The 18,484-nt window shown below is 56.1% G+C and carries 9 protein-coding genes; all 9 read right to left on the reverse strand.

The genetic code is table 11. The features are described from left to right. Positions 1–229: 229 nt before the first annotated feature. The 9 genes from yegQ to GC087_RS08870 all read right to left on the reverse strand — a co-directional run bounded on the left by yegQ (position 230) and on the right by GC087_RS08870 (position 18,322). On the reverse strand, positions 230–1,606 hold the full coding sequence (gene yegQ / locus GC087_RS08830) for a prephenate-dependent tRNA uridine(34) hydroxylase TrhP (protein ID WP_324030606.1): 1,377 nt from the start codon (positions 1,604–1,606) through the stop codon (positions 230–232). A 116-nt stretch (positions 1,607–1,722) separates the two neighbouring features. Then, on the reverse strand, positions 1,723–2,430 hold the full coding sequence (baeR, locus tag GC087_RS08835; protein WP_033740518.1) for an envelope stress response regulator BaeR: 708 nt from the start codon (positions 2,428–2,430) through the stop codon (positions 1,723–1,725). Positions 2,431–2,436: 6 nt separating this feature from the next. Beyond that, positions 2,437–3,825: an envelope stress sensor histidine kinase BaeS gene (baeS, locus tag GC087_RS08840; protein WP_324030316.1), complete on the reverse strand. Its 1,389-nt coding sequence runs from the start codon at positions 3,823–3,825 to the stop codon at positions 2,437–2,439. Continuing rightward, positions 3,822–5,222, reverse strand: a complete 1,401-nt coding sequence (gene mdtD, locus GC087_RS08845; RefSeq protein WP_324030318.1) for a multidrug transporter subunit MdtD — start codon at positions 5,220–5,222, stop codon at positions 3,822–3,824. Before mdtD ends, baeS begins: the two co-directional genes overlap by 4 nt. 12 nt (positions 5,223–5,234) lie before the next feature. After that, complete coding sequence (mdtC, locus tag GC087_RS08850; RefSeq protein WP_033740513.1) at positions 5,235–8,312, reverse strand: multidrug efflux RND transporter permease subunit MdtC; 3,078 nt, start codon at positions 8,310–8,312, stop codon at positions 5,235–5,237. Next, a complete protein-coding gene (locus tag GC087_RS08855; RefSeq protein WP_324030320.1) occupies positions 8,309–11,431 on the reverse strand; it encodes an MdtB/MuxB family multidrug efflux RND transporter permease subunit in 3,123 nt (1,040 codons plus the stop codon). The genes mdtC and GC087_RS08855 overlap by 4 nt, the downstream gene beginning before the upstream one ends. Beyond that, positions 11,431–12,660: an MdtA/MuxA family multidrug efflux RND transporter periplasmic adaptor subunit gene (locus GC087_RS08860; RefSeq protein ID WP_324030321.1), complete on the reverse strand. Its 1,230-nt coding sequence runs from the start codon at positions 12,658–12,660 to the stop codon at positions 11,431–11,433. Before GC087_RS08860 ends, GC087_RS08855 begins: the two co-directional genes overlap by 1 nt. Positions 12,661–13,558: 898 nt before the next feature. Further along, the gene (gene yegD, locus GC087_RS08865) at positions 13,559–14,911 is read right to left on the reverse strand and encodes a molecular chaperone (RefSeq protein ID WP_054687528.1); all 1,353 of its coding nucleotides are present in this window, start codon (positions 14,909–14,911) and stop codon (positions 13,559–13,561) included. A gap of 75 nt (positions 14,912–14,986) precedes the next feature. Next, positions 14,987–18,322, reverse strand: coding sequence for a diguanylate cyclase (locus tag GC087_RS08870; RefSeq protein WP_324030324.1), 3,336 nt, complete (start codon positions 18,320–18,322; stop codon positions 14,987–14,989). Positions 18,323–18,484 lie beyond the last annotated feature (162 nt).

The following is an 18,484-nucleotide window of genomic DNA, read 5'->3' on the forward strand; positions in this document are numbered from 1 at the left end:
ATCTGTTCCTTGGAGATCGAAAGCGTAGTTAGTGGTTATAGCATAGCCGGAAGAGAAAAATGATTGGCGAAAGGGAGAAAAAAGAAAACCCGCACGGGGGAGCCGGGCGGGTGAATGAGGTGGATCCAGTTACTGCTGCTGATAATTGTTACTCATTGGTAGCAGGCAGCACTATAGTTCAGTAAAACCGAGCCGTCTGTGATCCTGTTCTTGCTTTTGTCAAATTTTGTCAGGCCGTGGCGTGAGCGGCATGCGGATCCTGGGTGTTCTGGTCTGGCGCAAAGTTACGCAGCAGCAAGGCAAACCGCAAATCTACCTCCGGCGGCACTTTCATCCAGACGCGATGCCCGTCTCCCGGGGCCACCTCTGTCGGTTCTCCACGGCTGTTTTGCAGGGCATCAAGGGTGCAGATCAGGTTACCAGACGGCGTCATGATCTCCAGGCTGTCATGCAGAACAAATTTATTCTTTACCCGTACTTCCGCCCAGCCCTCGCGCTGTTCACCGCTGAACTCCCCGACGAACTGCTGGCGCTCTGAGACAGAGTAGCCGGTCTGGTAATTCTGGTAGCTGTCGTGGGTGTGACGACGCAAAAAACCTTCGGTATAGCCGCGATGCGCCAGGCCTTCCAGGGTTTCCAGCAGGGCAGAATCAAACGGTTTACCTGCCGCCGCATCGTCAATGGCTTTGCGATAAACCTGTGCGGTGCGGGCGCAGTAATAATAGGATTTGGTGCGACCTTCGATTTTCAGCGAGTGAACGCCCATCTGGCTCAGGCGCTCGACGTGCGCCACGGCACGCAGATCTTTCGAGTTCATGATGTAGGTGCCGTGTTCATCTTCAAAGGCGCTCATCATTTCGCCGGGTTTCATTTTCTCCTCCAGCAAAAACACCTTGTCGCTGGGTTGCCCAATGCCCAATGTAGGCGTCACGTCCTGTACGCTGACCGGCTGATGAATTTCAACAATGTTGCCGACGTCATCTTGTCTGGCTTCCTGCAACTGATATTCCCAGCGGCAGGCGTTGGTGCAGGTTCCCTGGTTAGGATCGCGTTTATTCATGTAGCCCGACAGCAGACAGCGCCCGGAGTACGCCATACACAGTGCGCCGTGCACAAACACTTCCAGCTCCATGTCCGGCACCTGCTCGCGAATATCGGCGATCTCCTCCAGCGACAGCTCGCGGGATAAAATCACCCGACTTAAGCCCATTTGCTGCCAGAATTTCACCGTTGCCCAGTTTACGGCGTTAGCCTGCACAGATAAGTGGATGGGCATGGCCGGAAACGCCTCGCGCACCAGCATGATCAGGCCAGGATCGGACATGATTAACGCGTCGGGCTGCATCTCAATTACCGGCGTTAAATCGCGAATAAAGGTTTTCAGCTTGGCGTTATGCGGGGCGATGTTCACCACCACATAAAACTTTTTACCCAGCGCGTGGGCTTCGTTAATGCCTTTCGCCAGGTTTTCATGGCTGAATTCGTTATTGCGTACCCGCAGGCTGTAGCGCGGCTGGCCTGCATAGACGGCATCGGCCCCATAGGCAAACGCGTAACGCATGTTTTTCAGCGTTCCGGCGGGGGAAAGTAATTCGGGTTTCATGATGTGCTCACTGATGTCAGGTCAGCATGTCGCCTGGGCGACATGTGCAGGGGGAAACCCTGCAAAAGGTGCGGAATTGTAGGCAGGGTGAAAACGGAAGTAAATTGATCTGGGTCAATCTAAATCAACTGGCAGACATCGGCTTCCCAGCGATAGCCCATGCCATATACCGCGCGGATAAAGGGTTGTTCGCTGTCCAGGCTTTCCAGTTTCCTGCGCAGGTTCTTGATATGGCTGTCAATGGTTCGGTCGGTGACAACCCGGTAATCGTCGTAGAGATGGTTTAACAACTGTTCACGTGAGAAGACTTTTCCCGGTTCAAGGGACAGCGTTTTCAGCAGACGAAATTCAGCGGGCGTTAAATCCAGCGGCTCATCACGCCAGCTGGCCTGAAAGCGGCTTTCATGAACTTTCAGCAAAGACGCGACGGGCGCTTCTTCGGGAGATCGCTTCACCCGGCGCAAAATGGTTTTGACCCGCGCTACCACTTCGCGTGGGCTGAATGGCTTGCAGATATAGTCATCCGCACCAATCTCCAGGCCCAGCAGGCGATCGATTTCTTCCGTGCGCGCGGTCACCATAATAATCGGCAAGTCGGAATCACGGCGAATCTCACGGCACAGCGTCAGGCCATCTTTACCCGGCAGCATCAAATCCAGCAGGATAAGATCGGGCGGCGTCTGTTTAACGTAGTCCAGTACCGCGTTGCCGTGCGCCAGATGATGCGTGCGATAGTTAGAAGCCTCAAGGTAATCAATCATCAGTTGTGCCAGCTTGGGTTCATCTTCAACCACAAGGATTAGCGGGTAAGTGTTTTCCTGGTTCATAATCTTCTAAACGGGAGGAACATAACGCAATTGTAGCGCGATTTTCAGCCCACCTAAATCCGCATGCGAGGCGCTGATGCTGCCACCGTGGGCATCAACAATGTTTTTACAGATTGCCAGCCCCAGGCCAGAGCCGCCGCTGGCGCGATTGCGCGAACCTTCTGTGCGGAAAAAACGCTCAAATATTTGTGCCTGTTGATCGCCTTCCACGCCGGGCGCGCTGTCCTCTACGGTGACGTGCCAGTAGGGCACGTCATACCAGAGCCGCACCCGGACTACGCCGCCGGCATCGGTGTAACGCAGGCTGTTTTCCAGCAGGTTAATAAACAACTGCATCAGCCGGTCAGGATCGCCAAAAAACGGCGCGTCATCCGGCATGTCGAGCTTCAGGGTTAAATCATGGCTGCGGTAGCGCTCGGTAAAATTGCCTGCGCTGATCTCAATAAGCTGCACCAAATCGGTGGCCTGCTTGCGATAGGCCAGTGCGCCGACGTCAGAGAGCGAAAGCTGGTGCAGATCATCCACCAGCTTGGTCAGCAGCGCCACTTCGCTTTGCAGAGACGTAATCGCGTCTGGCGTGAGTTTACGTACACCATCCTGCATGGCTTCCAGCTCACCGCGCAAAATCGCCAGTGGCGTGCGCAATTCATGCGAGATGTCGGCCATAAAGGCCCGACGCATACTTTCATTTTTCTCCAGCGAACTGGCCAGCAGGTTAAAGTCATGGGCCAGCTGGCCCAGTTCGTCCTGGCTGTAAACCTTAACCCGTGTGGCTAAGTTCCCCGCCGCCAGATGATGCGTACCGTCTACCAGTCTTTTCACCGGTGCCAGCAAGCCCCGCGCCATCAGCCAGGTGACCAGGGCGGCAAGCAGAGTAGAGAGGCCCACGATATACCAGCTGGTTCGTCGCTGCTGCTGATCAAAATTGATATCGGTGCTGCGCGTCAGGCGCTCTGGCGGCGAGCTGATGATCCAGCCCACGACTTTACCGTTACTGAGCGTAATATCGTGACGTATCCCTTCCGGGGGAACCTGTGAGCGCGGGCCGACCATCACTTTGTAGTGCTGATCGAGTACCCAGAACTGGGTGCGCCAGCCGTGAGGCGGTAACTGGTTACTGCTGTCCGGGTTTTGCTCCAGCGAGCGCAGCATCGAGAAGATCAGCCGGTCGTTATTACGCAGAAAATCCCAGTCGCCATGCTGTTCATACTGATCGGCCAGCGCCGCACCCAGCAAATTCAGCCGCTGTTCATTCCCGCGTTTAATATAGTCCACAAAGCCATGTTCAAAGCTGAGCCGGACGCCCCAGTGCATGGTAATCAGGACCAGCATGCAGGTGGAGAATATGGCCATGAATAATTTGGCACCGATGCCAAAATGCAGGAACGATCTCATTCACTTCTCCGACGTCGCAGATCGACGCTTTTACTCATCTCTTTCGGAACCCGCCAGAACACCAGCGCAGGCAGAATAATGATCAGCGCCATACAGAGATAAACACAGATAAACGCCTGATGGCTTAAACCCTGTTCCCCGGACGTTGCATGACCAAACGCGCCCAGCAGCAGGCCCGCCACGGTTACGCCAATACTCATTGAGAGCTGCATGATCATCGATAACAGGCTGTTGCCGCTGGAGGCCAGGTCATCGGGTAGATCCTTGAGCGTCAGCGTATTCATCGAAGAGAAGCGAATCGCATTCACCATGCCTTGCAGAAACAGCACCAGCGGCAGCATGACTGTCCAGCCGAGCATCGCCACCAGTGGAAACAGCAAGACCACCAGCGCCAGGCCTATGGTTGAACCCACCAGCACGTTGCGATAGCCAAACAGGTTAACAATGCTGACAACCACACGCTTCATGCCCATATTGCCCAGCACCATGGCAATCATCATCAAGCCTGCATGAAACGGGCTGAAGCCCATGCCGATTTGCAAGAACAGCGGCGTCATAAAGGGCAACATGCCGCTGCCGATGCGGCCAGTCAGACTACCGAGTAAGCCAATGGAGAAAATGCGGTTGTCGAACAGCTTCAGGCTGAAAAGCGCACTGTCGTTTTGGCGCGCATGCAGCAGATAAAACAGAAGAGAGCCGGTGCCGATGAGGATCATCGCGGCCAGTAACAAGGCAGAGCCGCCGCTACTGCGTTGACCGTCAAGCGCCAGCGTTAACGTAGCCATTCCGGCGGCCAGCAGGACAAACCCGACAAAATCAAAGCGTCGCGGCGGCATCGCGTAGTTCGGCAGTAACTTCAACGTGGCGACGGCACCGATGATGTCGACCGGGATGTTAATCAGGAAAATCCAGTGCCAGCTGGCATATTCCACCAGCACACCGCCCAGTGCGGGCCCCAGCAGCGGCCCAATCTGGCCGGGCAGGGTGACAAAGGTCATCGCAGACATATACTGGTCACGCGGTACAATGCGCATTACCGTCAGCCGTCCTACCGGCACCATCATGGCCCCGCCAATCCCCTGAATCACACGCGCCATGATAAGCTGATTCAGCGTGCCTGACAGGCCGCACAACAGCGATCCCACGCTGAACAGTACAATCGCGCTAAAAAAGATATTTCTCACGCCAAACCGGTCCGCCAGCCAGCCGCTCAGCGGCAGCGTCACCGCCACCGTGAGCACATAGGCCACAATCACCGAATGCATATGCAGTGGGCTCACGCCCAGATCGTGCGCCATGGACGGGATCGCCGTGTTGACGATTGTGGTGTCCAGCGTCTGCATAAAAAAACCAAAGGCAACAATCCACAACTGCCAGCGGACCGTGACGCTCTGCATGATATTTACCCCTTAATGCTGAGTGGCATTCATCCTCTGGGTGCGCGTTTTACGTCGCAGTTTGTCCATCATTAAGTACACCACCGGCGTGGTATACAGCGTGAGGAGCTGGCTCATGATCAAGCCGCCGGCAATGGTGATGCCCAACGGCTGACGCAGCTCGGCGCCGTCTCCGCTGGTCAGCACCAGCGGTAACGCGCCAAACAGGGCCGCCAGCGTGGTCATCAGGATAGGGCGGAAGCGTAACAGGCAGGCCTGGAAAATCGCCTCGCGGGCACTCAGGTTGCCGTTGCGTTCTGCGTCAAGCGCAAAGTCGACCATCATGATGGCGTTCTTTTTTACTATCCCGATCAACAACAGAATCCCGATCAAGGCAATCAGGCTGAACGGCGTATCAAACAGCTCCAGCGCCAGCAGGGCACCGACGCCCGCAGACGGCAGCGTCGAAAGAATGGTCAACGGGTGCACATAGCTTTCGTAGAGAATCCCCAGCACGATATAAACTGCCGCAACCGCAGCCAGCATCAACCAGAGTTGACTGCTTTGCGATTGCTGGAACGCCTGTGCGGTGCCGGCAAAGCTGCCGCGCACGCTGGACGGTACGCCAAGCGCCGTCATAGTGCGATCGATCGCCTCGGATGCCTGGGAAAGCGACACACCTTCTGGCAGGTTAAAGGAGAGGGTTGACGCGGCAGACAAGCCCTGATGATTGACCGACAGCGGCGCGTTGGCCGGTTGCCATTTGGCGAACCAGGAGAGCGGGATGGGTTTGCCGTCGCTGTTAATCACAAACATCTGATCCAGTGAACTGATGTCCTGGGTATAGCGCGGATCCACTTCCATGACGACCTTGTACTGGTTCAGCGGCTGATAGATGGTGGAAATCTGACGCTGACCAAACGCATCGTTGAGCAACGCATTCGCTTCGGAAACATTAATGCCCAGCCGCGCCATGCTGGCCCGGTCATACGTCAGGGCCATTTCGCTGCCCTGATCCTGCTGATCGGAGTTAACGTCGGCCAGTTCCGGCAGGGCGCTAAAGGCCTGACGAATTTTCGGTTCCCAGGTGCGCAGCGCAGCCAGATCGTCTGTTAACAGAGAATACTGATAGCTGGCGTTGGCTTCGCGACCGCCCACCCGGATATCCTGCACCGCATTAAGATACAGGTTGGCACCGGGCTCCTTTGCCAGCTTGGTACGCAGGCGGGCAATCACCGCCTGTGCATTATCTTTGCGTTCGGACAAGGGTTTCAGGGAGATAAACATCAGGCCCATATTGGTGCGCATGCCGCCGGTAAAGCCCACCACGCTTGAGACATCCGGATCGGCCCCCACGATTTTCATGAAGTCCTGCAACTTACCGCGCATCGCCTGAAACGAAATGCTTTGGTCGGCAGAGATAAAGCCGGACAGGCGGCCGGTATCCTGCTCGGGCAAAAAGGTTTTAGGAATACTGATGAACAGCCACACCGTCAGGGCGACAGTGCCCACGAGCAACAGGATGACCCAGCGCGCATGGTTCAGCACGACGTTCAGAGAGCGCGCATAACCCTGTTGTACCGCCAGCAGCAGGCGGCCAATGCCCCGTCGCCGCGGCTGACTGCGCGGCGCATGGGGTTTCAGCAGGTAAGCACACATCATAGGCGTCAGCGTGATGGACACAAACAGCGAGATCAGAATAGCAACCGACAGGGTGATGGAAAACTCCGCGAAGAAGCGGCCAATCAATCCGCCTGTCATCAACAGCGGCAGGAAGACCGCGATCAGCGACAGGCTCATCGACAGCACCGTAAAGCCCACTTCACGCACGCCTTTGAGCGCGGCGGCCAGCGGTTTCATGCCCGATTCAACATGACGGGCAATGTTTTCCAGCACCACAATGGCATCGTCCACGACAAAGCCGGTGGCGATGGTCAGCGCCATCAACGACAGATTGTTCAGGCTAAAGCCGCACAAATACATGGCGGCAAAGGTGCCAATCAGCGAGACCGGCACGGCCGCCGCCGGAATCAGCGTGGCGCGACCTGAGCGCAGGAAAACAAACACCACCAGAATGACCAGGCCAACGGCGATAATTAGCGACTGCTCCACTTCTTCGAGCGACGCGCGGATGGTGGGTGAGCGATCCTGGGCAATCTGCAGATCGATCGCCGTCGGGATGATTTCGTGCAGTTCGGGCAGTTCAGCGCGAATACGATCAACCGTCTCAATCACGTTCGCATCCGCCGTTTTGCGAATCACCAGCAAAACGGCCGGTTTGCCCCGCGACATACCGGCGTTGCGCACATCCTGCACGGAGTCCTCAACGGTGGCGACATCGGACAACCGTACTGCCGCGCCGTTGTTGTATTGCACGATCAGCGGCTGGTATTCCCGGGCGGTTTGTAATGCATCGTTGGTCCGTAACTGCCAGCGCTGTTGCCCGTCTTCCAGCGCGCCCTGCGGACGGCGCTGGTTAGCGTTAGCGATGGTCTGACGCACCGCATCCAGCGACACGCCCTGATTAAATAACGCCTGCGGATTGAGCGCCACGCGCACTGCGGGCAGCGAGCTGCCGCCCACGGTGACATCGCCCACGCCATTAATCTGCGACAGCTTCTGTGCCAGCTGTGTCGACGCATAATCATAAAGCTGGGCTGGCGTGTACAGATCTGACGTCAGTGTCATAATCATGATCGGCGCGTCAGACGGGTTGGCTTTGCGGTAGGTCGGACGCGACGGCATGCCGGTAGGGAGCAGGCTCTGCGCCGCGTTAATGGCCGCCTGTACATCACGTGCCGCGCCGTTAATATCACGATTAAAATCGAACACCATAATAATGCGGGTCGATCCCAGCGAACTGGTCGAGGTCATTTCACTGACGCCTGCAATTCGGCCCAGCGAGCGCTCCAGCGGCGTGGCGACCGAAGACGCCATCGTTTCGGGCGAGGCTCCTGGCAGGGACGCTGACACCATAATGACCGGAAAATCCACCTGCGGCAGCGGCGCCACCGGCAGCAGGCGGAAGCCCAGAATGCCCGCCAGCGCAATGGCCAGCGTCAGTAGCGTCGTGGCGACCGGACGATGGATAAACAAAGCAAAAAACTTCACGGCTGCGCCTCCGTCTGACCCAGGCGACGACGCAGGTTATGCGCCAGGCGGTCAAACAGCAGGTAGATTACCGGCGTGGTAAACAGCGTCAGAATCTGGCTCAGAATCAGGCCGCCGACCATGGCGATCCCCAGCGGCTGCCTCAGCTCTGCACCCACGCCAGTGCTGAGCATCAGCGGTAATGCACCCAGCAGGGCGGCCAGCGTCGTCATCAGAATCGGTCGGAAACGCAGCAGGCAGGCCTGATAAATCGCATCATAGGGCTTCATGCCCTGTTCACGTTCCGCCGCTAACGCGAAGTCGATCATCATAATGGCGTTCTTTTTCACAATACCGATGAGCAGAATGATGCCGATGATGGCAACAATATCCAGCTCATTCCCACTTATCATCAGCGCCAGCAGCGCACCGACGCCCGCCGTGGGCAACGTGGAGAGAATGGTGATGGGATGGATAAAGCTCTCATACAGCACGCCGAGCACGATATACATCGCCACGACTGCCGCCACAATCAGCCAGACGGTACTGGTCAGGGCAGCCTCGAAAGCCAGCGTGCTGCCCTGGAACTGCGTCATTACCTCTGACGGCATCCCCAGTTCCGTCTCTGCCTGGTTGATCGCTTTGGTCGCATCTTCCAGCGAATAGCCCTTCGCCACATTGAAAGAGAAGGTGGCGGAGGGGAACTGACTCAGGTGGTTAATCGTTAAAGGCGCATGGCGCTGGGCAATGCTGGCGATCGCGCTCAACGGCACGCTGCCACCGTCAGTGCTGTTCAGACGAATACCGTCCAGGCTTTGCAGGCCCGGCATGGTGCTGTTGTCCTGTTCCAGCACCACGCGGTACTGATTCGCCTGGGTATAAATCGTGGAGATCAGCCGCTGACCAAAGGCGTCATACAGCGCGTTATCTACGTCCGCCATGCTGATGCCCAGCCGGCTGGCACTGTCACGGTCCACTTTGATATAGGCTTCCAGCCCCTGGTCCTGCCAGTCACTGCTGACGTCACGTAGCGCAGGGTGTTTCTGCAGGGCGTTAAGCAGGGCAGGGACCCAGGTGCTGAGCGAATCCAGCGAACCGGACTGCAGGGTAAACTGATACGGCGTACGGCTGGCCTGGGTGTCAATTGTCAGGTCCTGCACCGCCTGCAACCACAAGGTGACGCCAGGAATTTTGCTGATCTGCGCTTGCAGCCGCTGCTGAATCTCCGGAATACGCTCGCTGCGCATATCCAGCGGTTTGAGGTTAATCTGCAACCGGGCGCTGTTGAGTGACGGATTGGTGCCATCCACGCCCACGAACGAGGTCAGACTCTGTACAGCCGGATCTTTCATAATCACAGAGGCAACATCGCGTGTCCGCTCCGCCATACTGGCATAGGATACCGACTGCGGTGCCTCCAGCGTTCCCTGGATAATGCCGTTGTCCTGCTGCGGAAAGAAACCTTTAGGAATGGCCATCCACAGCAAAACCGTCAGCAGCAACGTGCCGAGCGCCACGGACAGCGTCAGCCAGGGGTGATTCAGCACCCGGCGCAGCCCACGACCATAAACGGCAATGATGCGATCGAACATCGCTTCGCTGGCACGGGAAAAGCGGTTCTGCTTACGCAGTGACTCGGCGCTCAGCATGCGGGCACACATCATCGGCGTCAGGGTGAGCGAGACCACCGCTGAGATCAGAATTGCCACCGCCAGCGTCACCGCAAATTCGCGAAACAGGCGACCAATCACGTCGCCCATGAACAGCAGCGGAATCAATACCGCAATCAGTGAAAACGTTAACGAAATAATGGTAAAGCCAATTTCGCCTGCCCCTTTCAGGGCCGCTGTCATCGGCTTTTCCCCTTTTTCGATATAGCGCGAGATATTCTCAATCACCACGATGGCATCGTCCACCACAAAGCCTGTGGCGATGGTCAGCGCCATCAGCGTCAGATTATTGATGGAAAAGCTCAGGAAATACATTGCCGCAAAGGTGCCAATAAGCGACAGCGGAACAGCCACGGCCGGAATGATGGTCGCGGGCACATTACGCAAGAACAGGTAGATGATCATCACTACGAGCGCCATTGCCAGCATCAGCTCATGCTGCGTATCGGTGACGGACGCGCGGATAATGGTGGTGCGATCGGTGACCAGTTTGACATCGACGGATTTGGGCAGGCTGGCAATCAGCCCGGGCAGCATGGCGCGAATATTGTCGGCGGTTGCAATAATATTGGCACCCGGCTGGCGCTGCACATTCAGTACGATGGCGGGTTCACGGTTAGACCAGGCACCCAGCCAGCTGTTTTCGGCACCCTGTTCAATCGTAGCCACATCGGCCAGCCGCACTGGCGCGCCATTTTTATAACTGACGATCAGCTGGCGGTAATCCTCGACCGATTTCATCTGATCGTTGGCTGACAGCGTAACCGAGCGGGTCGGACCATCAAGACTGCCTTTCGCGGAATTTACGTTGGCGTTGGTGATCGCCGTACGCACCATTTCGCTGGTCAGGCCCATAGAGGCTAATGCCTGGGTGTTCATCTTAACGCGCACCGCGGGACGCTGGCCGCCGGTCAACGTGACCAGGCCGACGCCGGTCACCTGGGAAATTTTCTGCGCGACGCGTGTTTCCACCATGTCCTGTACCTGGGTTAAGGGCATGCTGGTGGTAGTGACGGCGAGCGTCATGATGGGCGGATCCGCCGGGTTAACTTTGCTGTAAACCGGCGGATTCGGCAAATCGCTGGGCAGCAGGTTAGAGGCAGAGTTAATCGCCGCCTGCACTTCCTGTTCTGCGACATCGAGCGGCAGCGAGAGCTGGAACTGCAGCGTCACCACCGAGGCGCCGCCAGAACTTTGCGAGGCCATCTGTTTAAGACCGGACATCTGACCGAACTGACGTTCAAGAGGCGCTGTAATCGACGACGTCACCACATCCGGACTGGCACCGGGATACAGGGTAACAACCTGAATGGTCGGATAGTCCACTTCAGGTAACGCTGACACCGGCAAAAAGCGGTAACCCAGAATCCCCGCCAGCAGAATAGCAATCATCAGTAACGTCGTCGCGACCGGGCGCAGAATAAACTGGCGTGACGGTCCTCCGCTGTGGTCAGGAGGCATAACCTGCATTACTCTGACTCTCCCTTGGATGGCAAGCTGGCGCGGCTCTGTTTAGTTGCACTGCTCTGTGCTGCAACCACTTCCACTTTTGCCCCCTCTGTCAGGCGGTCAAGGCCATCCGTTACCACGCGGTTGCCCGCGCTCAGTCCGGCATTGATGACCACTTTCTGACTGTCCTGGAAACCTGCGGTCACGCTTTTCTTACTCACCTTATCTTCGCTGTTAATCACCCAGACAAAGTGGCCTTCGTTGCCCATCTGTAACGCGGCTACCGGAATCACGACGGCATCCTGCAACGTATTCACCTTCAGCCGGGCGTTGACGAACTGATTAGGGAAAAGCAGGTCATCCTGATTATCAAAACGCGCTTTAATTTTAATAGTGCCAGTCGTGACGTCGATCTGGTTATCCAGGCTGAGCAGTGTTCCGCGCGCAATCAGATGTTGATTGCTGCGGTCCCAGGCTTCCACCAGCAACGGTTCGCCACTTTTCTGCGCCTGCATGATCTGGCTGATATTGTTTTCGGCGACGCTAAAGACGACATCCACCGGATGCGTCTGAGTAATCACCACCAGACCATTGGTATCACCGCTGGTGATGTAGTTGCCAATATCAACCTGCTTCAGGCCGACGCGACCCGCAATCGGGGACGTAATTCGGCTGTAAGTCAGGTTCAGCTGTGCGCTGGCAACGCTGCCTTCGTCGGCCTTAATCGTGCCCAGGGTTTCACTGACCAGCGCGTTTTGCGTATCCAGATCCTGCTGAGATACCAGCGAGGTTTTCGCCAGCTTCTGGTAACGGGCTAAATCACGGCGGGCGTTCGCAAGCGTAGCCTGATCGCGCGCCAGCTGGCCTTGAGCCTGCATCAGGGCGACCTGATAGGGACGCGGATCGATCTCTGCCAGCAGATCGCCGGCTTTGACCTGCTGGCCTTCCGTGAAATGGATGGCCACCAGGTTACCATCTACCCGGCTGCGTACCGTGACGGTATTGGCTGCGGTCACCGTACCCAAACCGCTGAGGTATTGCGGCACACTTTCTGTCACGGCGCTGGCAGCCTGCACGGGCGCAAGCGGTTTATGTCCACCGTTGCCTCTTTTGCCGTGTTCTGACTGGCTGGATGTTTCGTTGCCTGCGGGTTGGGCTGGATGCTTCCACCAGTAGTAACCGCCTGCAGCAGCGGCAATAACCACCGCTAAAATCAGGCCTTTTTTCATTCCAGGATGTCGGTTGTTCATTGTTATTGTTGCTCTCCAGCGATATCGTTCCAGGACGCGGGCGTAAACGTTAGCCTGCAAACCACGAATTGTAGTCGTCCCTGCGGGTAAAAATTTGAAGGAATTAAGGATATCTGTCAGCGCACCGTAAGTATGTCGGTTTTTTGAAAAAACGGCGTTGGCAAAGAGTCAGATTTGATGTGAAACAAGGCGGACTACGCTGACCACAGCGCGCCGGATCATATCCTGCCTGATCAGGAAATACAGGATTAAAAACAACTTATCCTTCAGGAAGATGACACATTCATCACCCAGCGCTTTACGCAGCCGTGCGCAGCATGAAGAAGGTCAGCGTTTAACCTTACGTTATGCCTGCTGAGACATTGAGCGCTGAGCAAGGGGACGCGGTGCGAAGAGGAATAAGCATCATCTTCGATACCGCCGGGTCCGTCAGTAACGTGCATTGCCGGACCGGGCGCTATCCTTAACGCGGCAGAACCGGCTGACGCATGGTGCCGCTTTAACCCCGCTCAAGATTAAAGGGCAGAAGGGCTTTTTTCTGAGGACAGGCACTGCATTCGTTTTGCCTTCACCGCAAAAGAAAGCACGGGCTCACATACTGTGTCGCTTTACCCGCGCACAAACTGACAAAGCCAGAAGGGGCATTTTCTGCGAGGTATTCCGCAGCGCTGAGCGACCTGAAGGCACCGCGTGAGCGGCGCGAGGACCGCCGAAGCCAAAGTGCCCCTTCTGGCGATCTCACCCGCCGACATCACAACAATGGGTTAGCATCCCAATGCAGCTCAGCCTGACGTCTTCGCGGTAAAGGCAAACGAAGGAAAGGGAGCCGAAGCCAAAATGCCCCTTCAGGCAATTTTACCCGCCGAGAGTGCTGCACTTTATTCGACTCCCCCCGCTGTCAGGCAAACATCACCTCAGCCCAGCGCGCCAGACCAGCGGTCACTGAGGCAAAGTCATCTCCGCCAGCAATCGGTGTACCCGGCAGGGCCTGCTGCAGCGCAGCGCGCAGCAGAGGCGAACGTGCACTACCGCCCGTCAGATAGATCACTTCGGGCTTAATGTGGCTGGTCGCCAGCGCCAGATGTACCTGTTCCAGGATCTTCTCCAGCGGCTGGCTGATCGCGTCCTGCAGGGTTGCCACGCTGATATCGGCCTGTAAATCCGCGCTGATAAAATCCAGTGCGGCAGCGAAGTCAGGGCGGTCGGAGAGGGCGATTTTGCTCTCTTCCGCAGTACGCACCAGACGATAGCTCAGCTTTTGTTGCCAGACTTTTAACAGGTGTGCCACGGCGGCAGGATTTTCGGCATCCCGTACCAGATCGCGCAACAGTTTGCCGCAGGCGGTACTGTAAAAATCGCTTTGTGCAGGCACATCGTTGATGGCGACGGCATTCCACCAGGGCAGGGCAGGTAAGGCCGTGCCTTTTTGTGTCTTCCCGCCCGCGCCCAGCAACGGCATCAACGCTTTAAACGCCAGCATAATATCCAGGTCATTACCGCCCACGCGGCAGCCACTATGGCCCAGCAGGCTTTCCCGCCGGTCTGACAGATGACGCCACTGCGGCCCCATCAACAGCATCGAACAGTCGGTGGTTCCCCCACCGATGTCCACGACCAGCACGCGGGTTTCTTTTTCGAGTGTGGCTTCAAAGTCCAGCCCCGCCGCGACCGGCTCAAACTGAAACTCCACCTCCCGAAAGCCCGCGCGTTTAGCGGCACGCAATAAGATGCCCTGGGCCTGCGCGTTGGCCTCTTCGCTGCCCAGTCCCTGAAAGTTCACCGGGCGGCCAATTACCGCCTGTTCAATTGACTGGTCAAGCTGTGCTTCGCCCTGCTGACGAATATGCAGCATCATGGCGCACACTAAATCTTCAAAGAAGGCGATCTGCTGGGGTTTTAACCCACTCGCGCCCAGGAAGGACTTCGGCGACTTCACGAACCAGACATCTTCCGGATCGACCATATAGTGCTGAAGCGCGGTCAGACCGAACTGCACGCTATCGGAGAGAACATCGATATCTTCTTCACGGTTATAGCGCAGCGCCCGTTGCAACAGCGCCGTGCTTTCCTGGTCCGGCGTGGCAACCTGATGATGGCGATGAAGCCATTCCGTGACGGCTTCACGTGTCGGGGAGCAGATCATCGATGGCAGCAGGCGTTGACCGTTCTCCAGCGTTAACAGTCGTGGTGTGCCTTTTTCGCTGACCGCAATCGAGCAGTTAGCCGTACCGTAATCGAATCCAATGAACATTTTTCGCCCCCAGGCAGGAAAAAGGGGGCGACTTTAGCGCAGCTGTAAAGGTGAGGCAAGCGGCGAGCGGCAGAATTAGCGAATCGCAAAAAGGTGATCTTCACTCAGTTTGCTGAGCGGCTGGCGCTCGGCAACAGCACTGCCCCAGACTCCGTCAACATCCAGGCTGGTAAGCGTGGTCAGAACGGCCGGCACGGAGACTGGGCCCGCAAGCAATATAATATTACGTTCATTGGTCTGGCTTTGAATAATGGAAATCAGCATTTCATCCATCAGATTGTTATGCAGGTTCGCCACCAGCTCGGGTGCCAGAATCAGACAGTCCACCACTTTACCGGTTAACTGATTAAACGCATCCAGGTTACGTCCAAACTGTTGCAGCACGATGCGACAGCCTGCCTGGCGCAGTTTCATCAGTGTGCCCAAAAGCTGCTCGCCGCCCGATAACACGCTGGCGGCATGCAGCGCGATACCGCTGTTACTGTTCGCCAGACCGGATTCTGCAAAACGGACACAAAGTTTCTCAACGAAAACCGGATCATAAAGCGCGTTAACATCCACGGGCAAAATTAAGGCAATGCCTTTTTGGCTCATAGCCGCAATGCGATGACGGAAAAAAGCCTCAACGATATTGTCTTCCAGCCGCTGTTTCAGCGCCGCGTCAGTCAGGTTGTTACGCAGCAGATGTTCATCCACCAGCAGTCCTTCCCGGGTAAACAACTGCACTTCAATCAACCAGACGCTGGCAGAGTGCGGCTTACCTGGCGGTGCGACAGCCCAGACCTGGAGTTCTACCTGCAACGCATCCAGGGTTGCCTGATCCAGCGAATGGTGGCTGCCGGTCAGGGCCAGCGGATGCTGTTCGTACACCATGTAGCGCCCGCGGCCGCTGCGTTTAGCGTTGTAACAGGCAATATCGGCCTGGGACAACACATCACTGCTTTGACAATTATTTGGTGAAATTTGTGTCATGCCTGCGCTGGCCCCAACCTGATAGGCCCGGCCCAGCCATTCAAAACAGTAGTCGTTGACTGCACGCACGATACGCTGCACCACATCACGGGCCTGGTCCACCAGACATTCAGGCATGAGCACGGCAAATTCATCCCCGCCAAGACGGGCGAGAAAGTCGGTGCTGCGCAGGTGGTGACGCATTAAATCGGAAAGTTCGCTCAGCAGTGCATCCCCGGCGGCGTGCCCGGCGCTGTCGTTAACCGCTTTGAATTTATCCAGGTCAATAAACACCAGTACATGCTGATGTTGATGTTCAGCAGCATCGGACAGCAGTCGCTTCAGTTGCAACTCAAAACTGGCGCGATTGGGCAGGCGGGTTAACGTATCGTGCAGCGCGCTGTAGCTCAATCGTTTCATGACCTTACGTGATTCACTCACATCCTGAATGACCATCACCGCGCCGCGTTCGGTTCCCGATTCCGATTTTAGCGGTGTTATCGTGTAATGGATATCAATATGCTCACCATTCAGGGTGTGAAGCACCCACTCTTCCGACAGATAGGGCGCAGTCTTTTCAGAATGCGTGGGGTTGATCATCAGATTTTCCACGGGCGCGCCGTGACGGCCATGGGTGATGTGAAGCAGTTCACTTACCGGTCTGCCGACCGCGGCTTCCTGTGACCAGCCAGTCATTTTTTCAGCCACCGGATTCATGAAAGTGACGCGCATGGCCTGATCCGTACTGATGACGGCCTCGCCGATGGAATCGAGCGTAATCATCATGCGCTCTTTTTCCTGAAACAGGGCTTCGTTCAGGTTACGCAGCGGCGTAATGTCCTGTGCAACGCCCAGTATGCGCTCGATCCGGCCTTCCTGACTGAGTAAACGATTCGCCTGAGAACGTATCCAGTAATGTCCTTCTTCGCGCATCACGCGATACTCCATTTGAAACGCGCTGCTTTCTTCAATGGCCTGCTGTATGGTCTGCACACAAAATGCGCGATCGTCGGGATGCACCAGTTTGATCCACAAGTCGAAGCTGGGCACTTCATCCGACTGCAAACCGAATAATGTGTACATGCGTTTATCCCACAGCATTTCGCCACTGTTCATGTTCCATTCCCACACGCCAATGCCGCCCGCTTCGTTGGCCAGCGTGATACGTTCCATTAACCGCTGGTTGACCAACTCGCTCTGTTTTAATTCAGAAATATTCACAATCTGCGCAATGAAATAGAGCGGTTGTTGTTCGCTGTCCCGTACCAGCGAAACCGTCAGCCGCACCCAGACGATTTCATGGTCCTTACGGAAGTAACGCTTCTCCAGCGTGAACGACAAAATCTCGCCAGCCAGCAGCTTATCCATTTTGCCATCGTCAATACCCAGGTCGTCAGGATGCGTAATCTGCTGGAAAGTCAGGTTCTTTAATTCGTACTCGGGATAACCCAGCGTGTCGCATAATGATTTATTCACCTGAAGCCAGCGGCCTTCGGGTGAAACCAGCGCCATGCCAATAGCGGAATACTCCATGGCGTTACGAAAACGCGTTTCGCTTTCACTGATATGGCGCGTTTCATGGCGGAACGCATCCATGACCAGCGACATAATATGGCAGGGGATTAAGACCATCAGAAACGGCAGCCAACTGACAATCATGGCGTAATTCGTCGTCGTAGGCGTGACGATTATCCAGTCTAAAGAAAGCAGCAGCGCCATAAAGCTGGCGTTGAGAAAGAACAGGACAAACGCCTCCACCTTGGGCAGCCGAACAGCGCACCAGAACAGCACGACCAAAATGAAGGTAAACGGCCAGGGCAAAAAACGCAGCGACAAATAGCTGGCAATCAGCGTCAGAACGAGGCTGAAAAGTGTTTCAAACAGCGAGGCGCGCCTGAGGTAACCCTTAGGCAAGGGCCAGGAGAGCAGCAGCAGAACCGGCCCAAGCGCGAGCATGCCGATAATTTCCGAAATCACCCATGTATAAAAGAAGGCGAAAGAGGCCTGTTGTCCAACCTGTAAAACCCACAGCGCCAGTACGCCACCAATCAGTGGCGAAATCACGCCGGTGGCAAAAACAAAGCGCAGCCAGTCGCGCAGCGACACCAGCGGTGCCTCGCGGTTAAGCAACGCGCGCAGCAGCATGCCACCGATGCCCGCCTGCAAAAGGTTCAACAGGGCAAATTTTAAATTTGAAAGCGCAGGACCGATGACAAACGCATTGGCTGCGGCGGTGCCAATCAGGCAGGCCGCAAGAAACAACGGCAACTGACGTGATGTGCAGCGAAACACCACCACGGTCATTAAGGCGGTGGAAAACCATAAAGGCGAGATCTTGCCGCTCACTACGATCAGTTCAAGGCAGAACAAGGTCAGGACGAACGAAACCAGGCCAAGCCCGCAGGCATGAAGCCACGAATTAGGTGATTTATCTGACGAAGCCAGCGCATCAACGATCATTTATCGATCCAGCAGGGTACAAGGTATTGACATGGCAGGTGACGAGATAGCCATCCTGATTGAAGAATGCTAGCACATTTGTTGGAGAAAAAAGGGGGGAAATCATTAAATTGCGTTATTTGACCGATTGACGGGCTCGTCTGTGAGGCGAGCCCGTCTCGC

Source organism: Pantoea sp. JZ2 (assembly GCF_035191405.1).
Lineage (GTDB): Bacteria > Pseudomonadota > Gammaproteobacteria > Enterobacterales > Enterobacteriaceae > Pantoea > Pantoea stewartii.

Excerpts from the sequence above, each read along its gene's own strand:
- mdtD (WP_324030318.1), bottom strand. The coding sequence starts at position 5,222 with ATGCAGAGCGTCACGGTCCGCTGGCAGTTGTGGATTGTTGCCTTTGGT.
- yegD (WP_054687528.1), bottom strand. The coding sequence starts at position 14,911 with ATGTTCATTGGATTCGATTACGGTACGGCTAACTGCTCGATTGCGGTC.
- baeR (WP_033740518.1), bottom strand. The coding sequence starts at position 2,430 with ATGAACCAGGAAAACACTTACCCGCTAATCCTTGTGGTTGAAGATGAA.
- baeS (WP_324030316.1), bottom strand. The coding sequence starts at position 3,825 with ATGAGATCGTTCCTGCATTTTGGCATCGGTGCCAAATTATTCATGGCC.
- GC087_RS08870 (WP_324030324.1), bottom strand. The coding sequence starts at position 18,322 with ATGATCGTTGATGCGCTGGCTTCGTCAGATAAATCACCTAATTCGTGG.
- GC087_RS08860 (WP_324030321.1), bottom strand. The coding sequence starts at position 12,660 with ATGAACAACCGACATCCTGGAATGAAAAAAGGCCTGATTTTAGCGGTG.
- GC087_RS08855 (WP_324030320.1), bottom strand. The coding sequence starts at position 11,431 with ATGCAGGTTATGCCTCCTGACCACAGCGGAGGACCGTCACGCCAGTTT.